10 protein-coding genes are annotated in these 14,181 nt (G+C 31.2%); 2 read left to right on the forward strand and 8 right to left on the reverse strand.

Features of this window, described 5'->3' with window-relative positions; translation table 11 throughout:
* Positions 1 to 67: 67 nt before the first annotated feature.
* The 4 genes from L3J35_11390 to L3J35_11405 form a co-directional block, all read right to left on the reverse strand.
* Positions 68 to 976, reverse strand: a complete 909-nt coding sequence (locus L3J35_11390; protein ID MCF6366794.1) for a hypothetical protein — start codon at positions 974 to 976, stop codon at positions 68 to 70.
* A gap of 40 nt (positions 977 to 1,016) precedes the next feature.
* Positions 1,017 to 1,469, reverse strand: a complete 453-nt coding sequence (locus tag L3J35_11395; protein MCF6366795.1) for a hypothetical protein — start codon at positions 1,467 to 1,469, stop codon at positions 1,017 to 1,019.
* Positions 1,470 to 1,485: 16 nt separating this feature from the next.
* Positions 1,486 to 2,958 carry a proline--tRNA ligase gene (gene proS, locus L3J35_11400; GenBank protein ID MCF6366796.1) on the reverse strand — a complete coding sequence of 491 codons (1,473 nt, stop codon included), beginning with the start codon at positions 2,956 to 2,958 and terminating at the stop codon, positions 1,486 to 1,488.
* Positions 2,959 to 3,070: 112 nt separating this feature from the next.
* Positions 3,071 to 4,774 carry a C69 family dipeptidase gene (locus L3J35_11405; GenBank protein MCF6366797.1) on the reverse strand — a complete coding sequence of 568 codons (1,704 nt, stop codon included), beginning with the start codon at positions 4,772 to 4,774 and terminating at the stop codon, positions 3,071 to 3,073.
* 92 nt (positions 4,775 to 4,866) lie between these two features.
* Between L3J35_11405 and L3J35_11410 the strand changes: the two genes are divergently transcribed.
* Positions 4,867 to 5,583, forward strand: a complete 717-nt coding sequence (locus L3J35_11410) for a hypothetical protein (protein ID MCF6366798.1) — start codon at positions 4,867 to 4,869, stop codon at positions 5,581 to 5,583.
* Between the two features lie 83 nt (positions 5,584 to 5,666).
* Here the strand turns inward: L3J35_11410 and L3J35_11415 are convergent, their stop codons facing one another.
* From L3J35_11415 to L3J35_11425, 3 genes are all read right to left on the reverse strand, one after another.
* Positions 5,667 to 6,158: a DUF4389 domain-containing protein gene (locus L3J35_11415; protein MCF6366799.1), complete on the reverse strand. Its 492-nt coding sequence runs from the start codon at positions 6,156 to 6,158 to the stop codon at positions 5,667 to 5,669.
* A gap of 244 nt (positions 6,159 to 6,402) precedes the next feature.
* Positions 6,403 to 7,005, reverse strand: a complete 603-nt coding sequence (locus L3J35_11420; GenBank protein ID MCF6366800.1) for a hypothetical protein — start codon at positions 7,003 to 7,005, stop codon at positions 6,403 to 6,405.
* 167 nt (positions 7,006 to 7,172) lie between these two features.
* Positions 7,173 to 7,478: a TolC family protein gene (locus L3J35_11425; GenBank protein ID MCF6366801.1), complete on the reverse strand. Its 306-nt coding sequence runs from the start codon at positions 7,476 to 7,478 to the stop codon at positions 7,173 to 7,175.
* 66 nt (positions 7,479 to 7,544) lie between these two features.
* Between L3J35_11425 and L3J35_11430 the strand changes: the two genes are divergently transcribed.
* On the forward strand, positions 7,545 to 7,805 hold the full coding sequence (locus L3J35_11430; GenBank protein ID MCF6366802.1) for a DUF4282 domain-containing protein: 261 nt from the start codon (positions 7,545 to 7,547) through the stop codon (positions 7,803 to 7,805).
* An 87-nt stretch (positions 7,806 to 7,892) separates the two neighbouring features.
* Here the strand turns inward: L3J35_11430 and L3J35_11435 are convergent, their stop codons facing one another.
* On the reverse strand, positions 7,893 to 14,051 hold the full coding sequence (locus L3J35_11435; protein MCF6366803.1) for an MG2 domain-containing protein: 6,159 nt from the start codon (positions 14,049 to 14,051) through the stop codon (positions 7,893 to 7,895).
* Positions 14,052 to 14,181 lie beyond the last annotated feature (130 nt).

Here is a 14,181-nt window from a genome sequence, read left to right on the forward strand (position 1 = left end):
TATCAAATAAAATCAGCGATATTAATAGCTTGTATAATTTGTTCTAAATTAACAATTTACAATCAAACTAACAACTTTTTTTCATTATTTCGAGCATTTTTTTAACTTCGTAAAGTAGAATTAAAGATTGGGATTTGAATACAAACTTATCTTTATCTAATTTTGTTTCGGCAAATCTTCCTTCATCAACAACTATGCTGTCCATAACTTCGGTGTAATCTTTATGAATTCCGAATTTCATTAATAAGTCGCCGCCTAATGCAGGTCCGGAATGACAAGCTGTACAACCTTTGGTCATAAATGTATTTAATCCTTTCTTTTCTTGCTCGCTTAATGCTGACAAATCGCCTGTTAAAAACTTATCAAATCTATCAGTTGTCATTAATGTTCTTTCAAATGCTCCGATTGCTTTTTTCAAATTATCATAATTTAAAGCACCTTCTTCTTCCGGAAATGCTTCTGCAAACATTGTTTTATATTCCTCAACTTCTGATAATCTTTTAATTACTGATGCTTCATCGGGCATTGCCATTTCAACCGGGTTTGTTACAGGCATGCCGGCTTGTTCTTCAACATCTTTTGCTCTGCCGTCCCAAAATTGAGTTCGATGGATAGCAGCATTAAAAACAGTCGGGGAATTTCTTGTTCCGAGTCCGCCATTATCTCCCGGAGACGTCGGTAAATTGTCAACACCGTAGGTTGAAAGATCATGGCATGTGTTACAAGATTGATTACCTTCAAGTGATAGTCTTGTATCAAAATACAAAATTTTACCTAATTTAACTTTTGCATCGGTAATTTCATTTTCCGGATTTTCAAAAACCTCGGGTAAAACTGAAAAAATACCTTGAGCTCTTTCAAGAAGGGCAATATCCGAAGAATCGACTGCATTTGTGTCGTTTGTGCTTTCTGTTGCATCATTACAAGCTGCAAAAAAGAAAACAAAAAATGTAAAAATTAATACTGTTTGTTTCATAAAGATTAATTTAGAGTTCATAAATAAAAAATTGATTTAATTAATTTAACTTTCCTAATCGTGCTGTTACTTTAACTGTTGTTTTTTTTAATAAGAAACCGATTCCTAAAACAGGTTTTTGAATTTTCTTTTCATATTGCGGATAAAACACAACATCATAACCCGGATTATTGTGCATTAATTCATATAGTGCATAATTTGATGTTTTATCAGAGAGTATATTACCAATCACAGGTATCTGAACAAAGTCAATAAAAGAAGACGCTAAAATACTTTTTTCAATATTTCCTTCTGCTTTATTCAGCAACCTTTGAAAATCAATCCCGATTATTTTTGTTGAATTCGCTTCTGCAGAAACTTGAGCTGATAATATAAAATCTGATTTTTCTAATTCAACATTAACATTAGGTTCTCGCATTGTTTTACTGAGAGTTGTACAACTTGTAACAGAAATTAAAAGTAATCCTGAAATAATAAAAATTAGATTTCTCATGATAATGTTTTTTTAATTAATAAGATTTTGCAAATAATACTCTTCTTTTTGATGGTTTTCCGGTTACCATACAAACACCTTCTTCATCCGGAGAGTCAAAAGGAATATTTCGGATGGTTGCTTTAGTTTCTTCTTGAATTTTTTCTTCTGTTTCTGCTGTTCCGTCCCAATGTGCATATACAAAACCGCTTTTATTTTTTATAATGTCTTTAAATTCATCATAAGTATCGGCTTTATACGTATTATCTTTTCGGAATTTTAATGCTTTATTGAAAATATTATCTTGAATTTCAGTCAATAAATTTTTGATAACTTCTTCAATGCCTTCAAGTTCATAAGTTTTCTTTTCAAGAGTATCTCTCCTTGCAAGTTCAATTGTTCCGTTTTCAATATCTCGCATACCGATTGCTAAACGAACAGGAACACCTTTTAATTCATATTCGGCAAATTTATGACCGGGACGATGAGTATCTCTGTCATCAAATTTAAAACTGATACCGAATTCTTTAAGTTTACCGGTAATAATATTTACTTTCTCTCTGATAACTTCTAATTGCTCCTCATTTTTAAATATCGGAACAATAACCACTTGTATCGGTGCTAATTTAGGCGGTAAAACTAAACCTTTATCATCGGAATGTGCCATTATTAATGCTCCGATTAATCTTGTTGATACACCCCAAGAACTTGCCCAAACAAATTCTTCTTTGCCTTCTTTACTTGTGTATTTAACGTCAAATGCTTTTGCAAAATTTTGTCCGAGAAAATGCGAAGTTCCGGCTTGCAATGCTTTACCGTCTTGCATCATGGCTTCAATGCTTAAAGTATCTATTGCACCGGCAAAACGTTCACTTTCAGATTTTGAACCTTTTATAACCGGCATTGCCATCCATTTTTCAGCAAATTCAGCATAAACTTCCAACATTTGTTTTGTTTCAGCAATTGCTTCACCGGAGGTTGCATGAGCAGTATGTCCTTCTTGCCAAAGAAATTCTGCTGTTCTGAGGAATAAACGAGTTCTCATCTCCCAACGCATTACATTTGCCCATTGATTGATTAAAATCGGTAAATCTCGATAAGACTGTATCCACTTTTTATATGTGCTCCAAATTATAGTTTCAGATGTCGGTCTGATAATCAATTCTTCTTCCAGTTTTGCATTTTCATCCACAATAATACTCCCGTCTTCTGTTGTTTTTAATCTGTAATGTGTTACAACTGCACATTCCTTAGCAAATCCGTCAACATGGCTGGCTTCTTTTGCAAAATATGACTTCGGAATAAGCAAGGGAAAATAAGCATTTTCGTGTCCGGTTTCCTTGAACATTATGTCCAATTGTGCTTTCATGTTTTCCCAAATAGCATATCCGTACGGTTTTATGACCATACTTCCTCTAACTCCCGAATTTTCGGCAAGATCTGCTTTTATCACAATATCATTATACCATTGCGAATAATTATCCTCTCTTTTTGTTATTCCTTTTGACATTATTTTAATTGAAAAGTTTATAGTATTTTTTTTACCTCAGCTTGCAAAAGTAAAAAAAGTATCCGGCTGAATAAATTTGTCGGATACTTTTAATAAATATTTTTGTATTTTTTTAATGTCCTCCACCCGGCATCAAAAACTGTTCTTCGGTTTCTTTAACAATTTTATTATAAAAATCTTTTCCGTAACCGGGTTGTGTCATATTGGGGTTTTGAAAACCGGGGTTAACAGTTTTTACATTCCCGTCCATATATTTCATAAACAAATATTGATAAAACTTTTTCCAATCATAAACCAACGCATTTGCATTATTCACAGAAAAATCCGTAATAAATTCTATTGCTAATTTTTTGTCTGATTCAAATAATGATTTTGCTCCGGCGTCAATTGCTTTTACTTTTTTTACAAAGTTTTTTTCTAAGCCTTGTTGTTTTTTATAAATTTCAGGATGAATGGCATTATATCTTAAATAGGCTAAGTTAGAAACTTGATTGAAAATCCAAAATGCTGAATTATCAGACCATTCCATCATTTTACCGTTTCCTGTTGCAAAAGTTTCAGGTACATTTGTGCTTGAAGAATATAAAGGTGTATAAACAGTGCTTGCAGCATCGTCAACACTGAACCAAAGAATTCCGCCTATTTCGTTCGGAATCCAACTTCTTGATTGTGAAATAAATGAGAAGCCGGTTTGTTGGGTTGCCGTTGCTCTTTCATTACAATAATGTGCTGTTTCGCCTTGTGCATTTGTTGCTTCCCAAGTTAAAGGACGCCATCTGTACGGAAGTTCAAACGGACCTGCACCTATATCTTTTCTCATATCTAATTCGGTATTTTCAAGATGGTCTCTCATAAAATTCATCATATCATTAACCGTAATTTTTCTGTTCGGCTTAATCCATAAAGGCATTCTGTTTGAAGCATAGTTTTCCTTTGTCATCGGTGTATTTTCTACATGGTCTTTTTTATGTGTGATATCTCCTTTTACATAATTGAAATGTTTCATCATATCATCATTCACATCTTTAAACATAGACCAAACACGAATTTCACAAAATCTTGCACCGCCAAAATCAACGGGGGCATATACATCTGAAAAACTGAAATCTTTATCTTTACCTTCATAAAAACCTTTTTCTTTCGCAAAAGAAATAACATCAGAAGCATAAATACAGTTTTCAGAATCGTTTAAGGGAAAAGTTGTAATTCTTGCTTGATTTGCATGTCCGCTGATGTATCCGTCAGGAATTTTTCGAGCTACCCAAACAGCACCTTTTTCACCTTCACCTTTACCGATCATTTCCATTATCCAAACTTCATTAGGATCTGATATTGAAAATGATTCGCCGCTACTGTAATAACCGTATTTTTCCATAAGATCAGCTATAACATTAATTGCTTCTCTTGCTGTTTTTGAGCGTTGAAGGGCAATATACATCAAACTTCCGTAATCCATAATTGCGCCTTTTTGAGAGCCTAATTGAGATAGACCTCCGTAAGTTGTTTCTCCTACAGCAACTTGAAATTCATTCATATTTCCTATAACATTATAGGTGTGAGTAACTTGCGGAATTTTCCCGAGAAATTTTCCTGTGTCCCATTCATATATATCAAGCATTGTTCCTGCAGGCCAATCCATTGCAGGCCAATTATAAAGTTCTCCGTAAAGTACGTGAGAATCTGCGGCATAACTTATCATTACGGAGCCGTCGGCAGAAGCACCCTTAGTAATTAAAAAATTTGTACATGCATTATTATTTGTATTTAATGCAAATACAAAAACAAGCATCATAAATATTGATATTAGTTTCTTCATTGTAATTATTTTTAATTTAAAAATATGAACGAACAAAAATAAAATATTTAATATTATTTTAACTACTTTTGTTTAATTAAAAATAAAATGAAATGACATCTGAAAAAGAAAAAATAATTCTTGATATAATAAAGAAGAAATCTATATTAAAACAAAAAGTATTTACAAATACATATAAAGTTTTTAGTGATTTAAAAAGCGTGCTTTCAAAAATGGAAGTTGATTATAATAAACAATTAAAAAAAGATGTAATAAATCCGCCTTTTAAATATAAAAACATCAGTGATTTTCAATGCGAACTGAAAGTTGCCGGTGATATTTTAGTTTTTCAAATGCATTCAAATATTTTTGAGTTTGACAGAGATCACGGGGTTTGGAAAATAACTTACGTGCAGAATAATGAAATGGCAACATATTCGGGAATAATAAATATTTATAATTTTTTGGCTGATTCGTTTAAATATAATCGTGTTCAAGATTTAGGTTACCTTGTGGGCAGAATATTTATAAACAAAGATTTTCATTATTTTGTTGAAGGAAAACGGCAAATGGGTTTTTTATACAATGATTTCGGAAACGACATTATTGATAAAGATAAAATTAAGAAAGTAGTTGATACTGCAATTGCTTATTCTTTGGAATTTGATTTATTGGTTCCTCCGTATGATAATCTGAAAGTTATTACTGTAGAACAAATTGAAAATAAACGACAAAACGGACAGATTCAAACAGGAAAACGTTTAGGATTCGGATTCCGCTCCGATGATGTTCAAGGGGAACAACAAGACCCGGTTTATACGGGAGGATAACAAAGCAAAGAATATACTAAAAATATAAAGCCGAATATTTTACGATATTCGGCTTTATAATTCTACAGAAAATGAAATAAGATTTAGAGTTCTTCTGACGGTTTTTCGGAGAAAGGCGGATAAACGTCTGTCATAAAGTTAAAATATAAATTGACTCTTAATCCCCAGCGTTGAGTTCCGACATTGAATTTATGCCAATTTTCAGGATATTTTCCTGTAAATAAAACCACCCAAAAAGCTAAAAAGATTAAAAACATAGTTCCGATCATTCTAAACATTAAAAGAAATCCGTGCGGAATTAAAATATAAAAGAATCCGAAAAATACTCTTAATAACAAAGTTCCTCTGCTTAATGATTCAGGATACTCAATTTCCAGAACAAGAGCCTCATCTTCAACATCCAAACCAAACTTAGGATAACCGTCTGCTAAATTTAATAGTCTTGCATTTACTCGATAATTCCATTTTAATAATTTAACTTGGAAGTTAAACATACTTTCAGGATATTTACCGGTAAACAATACAGCCCAAAAAGCAATAAATGTAAATATTCCTGAGACCAGTGATAAGAACATTAATATAAACATGTGCGGAATAGCAATATAAATTCAGCCAAACAACCACCGTAACAAAAGTTCTCCTCTGGAATAAGAATCTTGATGAATAATGTCGAATTTCATAATATTGTAAAATTAAATTGTTCCTACTCTTTTTTTCAGTTTTCGGAATCCCTGAATCATTTACCAAATATACAAAAAAATACCGCACAAAAAAAGAACCGAAAAAATCGGTTCTTAAATATCATGATTATGTATTTTATTATTCAGTTACTTCTTCAGTAGATGCACCTTCTAATACCAGTTTTTTATAAATATGAGTTTTAGCTCCTAACATAATAGGCATAAATACTAGTAATACTAATAGACCTAAAATAGCATGAATCCAACTAAATAAGTAAAAAACAATTAAAAAAGCAACAACTAAAATTAAATTTGCAAAAAACATTGTCCATTTATGACCATCTGTTAAATTATTACTTTCAGTTAAAGCTTCTGAAGGATTTTTTTCGTGACCGATTACTAAATACATTGCTAGTGACCATGAAAGATTTAGAATAATCGCAGGAACAATCATGAAAAGAATAGCCGGATACATTGCTAACATTTTTAAACCGATTGTTACAAAGAATTCACCCATTTTAATTCTGTATTTAGGGTCAAAAATTTCAAGAGGAGACATCACATTTCCTTTACTCAATCCCATAGGCAGTGTTGTAACAGCTATTGTTGTACCGACATTAATATAAGGAATCCAAATTGTTAAAACCCAAAGCACAAGAACACCCAATATTGATAAAAAGTTTTTTAATCCGATAGCAATACCATCTTTAATAATACCTTCAATAGTTAAATTTTTGTCCATAATAATTAGTTTAAATAAAAAATGCCTACTCTAATATCCTTTCAGTTTTCGGCGTCCCTGAAATATTTCTTCAAATATATATAATTCAATTAAACATATTAAACTATTTAAGGATTTTTTTTAAAAAAATATTTAAGTATCTTTTAAACTTAGAAGGCTATTACAAGCTATTCTTTACTTACCGACAAACTGCCCGTTATTTTCTTTAAGTCGTTTTCAGTTACAATTAAATTGTATTTAGATTGTAATAGTGAATAAGCTGTATTTAAATAAGCTATTTGAAAATCTCTGTAATTAAATGAATTGATTGCTCCGGCATTAAATTTTTCTCCTGCAATATCTAAATTTAATTTTGAAGCTTTATAATTTTCTTCAGATACTCTTAGCAATTGTTTTCTGTTTTCAAATAGTTGCCAAATTGTATGCAAATTATTTCGCATAATCATTTCCAACTCTTCAATTTTTAAATTCATTTTCTCTGCTTCAATCTTTGCATTACTGATACTTCTTTTTCTGTTATTCCCGTTAAAATTTGTATTATGGATGACAAAATGAAAGACTTTTTATTTTTCCTGAAAATGATTACTCCGATGATTATTCAAATTCTATTTTGGATAGGAGTTGCAGGAGTTGTTATAATGGGATTAGTAACTATGTTCTCGGGGGGATTCCTTCAAGGATTATTAATGATAATTTTGGGACCTATCGGAGTAAGATTATGGACTGAATTATTAATTGTTGTTTTCAAAATTAATGATACTTTAACAGATATCAGAAACAACACAAAAAAAGATGCTTAATCTTTTTTGATGAAACAAAAAAAAGAGGCTGAAAGCCTCTTTTTTTGTTAATTAAACTTATATAAGAAATATTAGTATAGTATTTATTTACTTTTTCACATCAACCCTGATACCTTCAGAATGAGAAGTAAATTCAGGAGCATACATACATTGAATTGTCGTAATACCGTTTGAAAAATTTCCTTCGTGTGTAACTCTTAAAGGATATTCAAAAACATAAGTTCCTTTCGGTAAAGCTTCCATAAAAAAGTTAGTTGATGCGTCTTTTGTGCTTTCGTAATAACCTAATCCGTCTTGCCATTTATAACGAGAAATTACATTAATCGGTTCAAAGCCTGATGCTCGCATATCTTTCATGTGGATGTATTCCATTCTTCTGTCCACACGCAATTCAATTCTTACGATTACTTTATCACCTATTTTCAATTTTGCTTTATCGGAAATCGGTTCAATGACTTTTCCTCTTTCGGTTAATTTTTCGATAAATAATTGTTTTTTCAATTTCAAAGGTGTTTCATGCGGTGTAATTTTATCTAAATCTTCAAAATATTGCCAGTATAATGCTCCCCAGCTTACACCTTCGTCGTATTTTGTAACGGTAACATTTCCCATTTCAGGTTTTATTTCTCCGCCGCTCCACGATGTTTTAAAGTAACCTGTTCCGGCTTCAACTTTAACATTGTCAAGTTTTGTAGGATCAATATGTTTACCGTTCATTTCAATTTTTACTTGCTTATCACTTACAAGCCAATCAGAACCTCGCATTAAAAGTGCATATACGGCTTCGGTTGTTGCCTTGGTTGTTTTCCAATCTTGTGTTTGCTTTTGTTTGAGCAACCAAATTTTTAAGGCATTTACAGATTCTGTGTCATTTGCAACTTCGTCAAAAACCTCAATCATTAAAGCTTGTTGCTCAATTGGTGCTTGATACCAATACCAACCGCCTACATTATCAACCCAATACATTCCCATTTCCGGATGATCTGTTGATTTTTCTTTTAATGAGTTAACTATCTCATCTTCAACATGAATACCTGTTTTTACGGTATTGCTTCTGTGTAATGCCAAAGCAATCATTCCTTGCATATATTTACTTTGCGATAACCAATATTTTTTTGATTGCCCCATGTAATATTCATAAGCATCTTTTGTTGAGTTAGGAATTTGAATATCATTAAAATAACTTCTTCCGTACAAATATTGAATTGCGGTATAACTTAAATGATTTTTTTCGAGTTCTTTTTTTGTATAATGACGTTTCAGCCAATTATAATCTTCTTTAATTCTTACATCCAAATAACCGACAGCTTTTCTCAACATATTCCATGTTTTAGAATCTTGCCTTACGGACTTTACACCGAGTTTATCAAGATGTCCCATTCCGGTAACAATATGCTGTGTAATGTATCTGCTTTCGGGCATTCCGTCGAACCAAGGCCAAGCTCCGTTTGATTTTTGTGCGTTTTGTACTTTTTTTAAAGCTCTGTTAAGCTCGTTTGACATTTTATTCAAATCAAACAGAAGTCCGACACGTTTCTTACGTTCTGATTCGTCTTTACCCTGTAATACCCAAGGTGTTTCTTCCAGTAAAACAGCTTTCAGTTCCTGATTTTTTTCGAGATTTGAAATTAATGCACCTGCATCAGCTTCTTTCCAAGAATCAAAAACACGTTTTATTTTCGGATTTGAATTTGCAATATGCGATGCGATGCTGTTTGCATAAAACCGACTGAAAGTTTGCTCTGTACATTCGTAAGGATATTCCATTAAATAAGGCAATGCTTGAACGGCATACCAAGCCGGGTTTGATGTAAATTCCAAAGTTAATTTATGGTGTTTAATTGAGCTTGAACTTCCGGAATTTATCAACTTCTCAAATTTAAACTCTGTTTTACCTTTTCCTCTCACGGGTAAAGGCAAACTTTCGGTAACCAGCATTCTGTTAGTTAAAACAGGAACGGGTTTTTGCTCACCGTCTGAGAATTTCTCAGATTTTGCAACAACTTTATATGTTATTGCTCCGAGACCTTCGGGTATTTCTAATTTCCATGAAACCAAACTGTTGCTTCCGGCTTTAACCGAGAAGTTTTTTTGTTTGCTTTCACTTTTAATCAAAATATTATCAAGCGGTTGCATTGTAATTGCATCGAAAAATTCTAATTGAACTTGACCGTTAATATCTTCTTTTGAGATGTTACTTATTTTAACAGGAAATGTAATTTTATCGAATTCTCTGAAAAAACGCGGCGAATTAGGCATTAACATTAAATCTTTTTGAGTAACCAGTTCTTCGTTTATGAAACCGTATTTTAAATCTTCGGTTGTTGCAAATCCCATCATTTTCCATTTGGTTAATGATTCGGGGATTGTAAAACTTATGATGACTTCACCTTTATCATTGGTTTGAAGATGGGGATAGAAAAACGCTGTTTCATTAAAGTTTGTTCTGACTTTTACGTTTGAGAAATCTTGTTTTATTTTATCTTTCCTTCCCGGTTTTTTATCCTTTTTTTCTCTTCCTATTCCGGTTGAAGTAGTTACAACATCATCAATTTCTGCGACATCTTCTTCGGAAACTGCCGGCATTATACTTTCATCTGCATCATAAGACTCTTCATTTGCTTCTGATTCTTTTTTGTATTTACCGTTTCGGCTTCTTGAAGATTTTGAAATTATCCTGCCGGTGTAACCCCTGCCGTATGAATAATAACTAAATCCGAACCAATTAAAACTATCGTAATATAAATTCGCAGCATAAACTGTTAAATCTAAACCCTTTTTTAATAAAGTTGAATTTGCACTTGTAAAAGTTCCGGTTGACCATGAACAGTTTGAATAGTATGAGTTATAGATACTGAAATTCCAATAGTTCTTTTTAAATTGGTCAAGCGATGCATCATATAAAGTTGCGAGCATTTCGGCAGCAACTTTTTCGCCTTTCGGTCCTTTTATTTTTATTTTCCATTCTTCTTTTTGTCCGGGATATAATTTATCTCGAAAAGTCATAAATTCAATATCTAATTTTTTATTTGAATAAGGAACATATATTACTGATGTTGAATTATATAACCTATTATCTTTTACAAAAATAAAATGGACGGAAAAATTTCCTCTGTGTTTTTCTTCAACCGGAATCTTTATTAATTTTTGCTCATTATTTATGTTCAAAATTTTCTGAGAAACAATTTTGCCTTTATGTTCAATTTGATAAATTACTTTTGTGCCTTGATATCCTGAGCCTATTAAAAATAATGCCTCTTCTCCCGGTTCGCAATAAGTTTTAACCGGTACAAATAATTTGGTCATTTTTACGGGCATAGTTTTATCTTCATGATTATAAACAGTGAAGAAATGCTTATTACTTACATCATTTCCGAATGCATCTTTTGAAGTAATTTCGGCAACATAATAACCGGAAGCAAAATATTTTATTGATGATAGGTTCAGTTTTTTATTATCTTTTGTATTAAATTTTGTCATAAAAACTTGCTCTTCTTTTTTAAGTTCAGTTTGCTCGTTTTCATTATCATACAAATTCCCGGGAAAAGTTTTATACCACTCTTCTTTTGTATATAATTTTTTATCTGCTCTGCCCCAATGTTTATTCTTTAATACTTGCGGGTTATCTTTTAATTTAAAAATCTTAATTTTACCTGATGCTTCAATAAATTCTCCGTTAAGATTTTGCGTTTTAATATCATATTCATATTTATGTTTGCTGTCTATTTCTTTTTGATTTTTATTAATTAAACCCGAAAGCGGTAAACTTACTTGCAATGCTCTGTATCCGATATTAATTCCTTTTGAGGTACTTTGTGTTTCACCGTTTAAGTCAAGAACATCAACAGAAATCTCATATCTGAAATATGTAAATTCATTTTCAGGCATTGATAAGTCAGGCAATGCTTTGAAATTAATTTTAAAAACACCGCTTTCATCTGTAACAACAGTTCCGTTTGCAATTTCAACAGATTGAGTCGGCATGATCCAATACCACCAACCTCTCCATTTGGGTGTTCTTGTAACTCGGAATGTAACAATTCCGTCAGAAATAGGTGCTCCGGAGTAACTTATTGCTTTTCCTTCTACTTTTATATCATCATTAAGTAAATAATTTCCTTTAAAAGGTAACATTTCAACTTCAAATTTAGGTCGTTTATATTCCTCAACAGAAAAATATTTTGAACCGTCTAAACCTTCAATATGAAATTGTCCGTTTATAAGCCCGAGCGGAATATCAAAACTTCCGCTGAAAGTACCGTATTCGTTTGTTCTTACCTCTAAATCGGCAACTTGTTGATTATTTACATCATATAAAGTAACCATTCCTGAATTATTCTTGATTACTTCATGTTTATTACCCTCTGAACTTATGCTTATACCTTTAAAATATACAGTTTGCCCGGGTCGGTATATTGCTCTGTCAGTAAAATAATGAGTTTTTTGCGATACATAAAGAGCATTATCCCTTTCGTAAAGATATATTGAATTTGAAGTGGTTAAAAAATCATTTCCTTTTCTAAAATCAACATTCCAATAAGTATAGTCTCTTTTATTTCCCGATTTTACAGTTATAAAACCATCTTTATCAGTATATTGCATTGTTTTATTTACTCTTATATACTTTCTTAACTTATAATTATATTTACTGTACCAAAGTTGGCAAGCAACATCTTTTAAGGGCTGACCGGTTTTTCTGTCGGCTACAAAAAATCTGTATGAACCATTGTAAAGCGGTTGTTGAACATAACTGATATCAGAAACCGTAAATATTTCATAAGAAACCATTGCTTTATTATATGAGTAATTTTCATTATCAGATATAAACAAAATATATAAACCGGTTTTATTTAAAGCGTCTAAAACGATTTCAACGGAGTGTGTATTGTAATCACCGTCATCCGGGATATTTTTTGAAAACTCGTATATTTTTTCAGAATTTATAACTAACTTATCATACAACTTCTCACCGTATAATCGGTTAGAAAGTTTTTCATATTTGTTTTTATCAATTTTTGCAACTTTAATGAATAACTTATTTATATTCCTGAAAGAAACTCTTGCCGAAAACTTTGATTTTGAAGAAATTATATTTTCTGTTGTAAAACTTAGATTATGTTTTCTAATTTGAACAGATAAACGTTTACAATGATCGGCAGCATTTGTTTCCGAATACCTTTTAATAACATTTTCACAAATTTCATATGCTGTTCTTTTGTAAAATTTATATTTATCGGTTTCTTTTTCAAGCGGGTTGTATTTATTTGAAAGCGTATTATAATATTTTGCAATTTCATAAGAAACCTCGGAAGAAAATGAATTAGAAGCATGTTTTTTTTCTAACTTTTGCAATGCTTCCAAATAAAGTTCATCTTTATTATTGTGAACAGAATGAGCATAAGCAAATTTTAATCTTTTTAAATCTACATCAATTAAGGCATCTTCTTCTTTTTGCTTAGAACTTCTGAACTTTAACAAATCTTGCAAAATACATTCTGCATGAAAATGAAGCGACAAAGAATCAGACGATTTAATACTTTTTGAAATAAAATCTTGCATTTCAGAAAAATAAAAATCTTCTTTTAATTCATAGTTATCAGCAGGTTTAGTAAGTGATATTTCAGTATTAGAAAAGAAGTCAATAGCTTTGTGAGCCAAAAAATCGTAAAGTGTAGGTCTGAGATTATCATGTTTTGTTCCGGAAGATATTAATTCTCTATATTCTTCAACAGAAATTTTCTGTAAAGCATCCTTGTCTGAAAGTGAATTAGAATATGCATCTATCATTTTATGAACTAAATAATCCAAAGTCCAGGTTTGCATATCATTATTATCAAAATTAACGGTATTTGTTCTGTTATAGAATTTCCGACGATTATTTGAATAATACCACCAATACATATCTGCAAGCATTGTGTTCATTATTGCATTATCGGGAAAAGCAGCTTCTTTTGCAGTTGAATCCAATTCAAAACATAAACTTTCAAAAGCATTTTCTTCAATATCATTTTTATATTTTAAATTGTAAATGAATGATTTAAGAACTTGTTCAGAGTTTTTTTCTTTTTTAGCTTTTGTATATATTTCATTTATAACTTTCAAAGCTGATTTAGGAAGACCTTTTTTGTCTAAAGAATCAATTTTATCCCATTTTTGCTCATAATATCTCATATTTTGTGCATTTAAATTTGAAGTTAGGGCAAATAAAAAAATAAATGCCGACAATAATTTCAGAATAGTTTTCATCAGTAAAATATTTTATAGTTATATTCTATAAAGATATAAAAACTTATTTAATTCCATAATTAATTAAAAGAGCTTTTCTTGTATTATCTGTAAAAAGTACAAAATTACATTTAATTCAAAAAAGTATAAT

The organism is Bacteroidales bacterium (assembly GCA_021648725.1).
GTDB lineage: Bacteria > Bacteroidota > Bacteroidia > Bacteroidales > JAADGE01 > JAADGE01.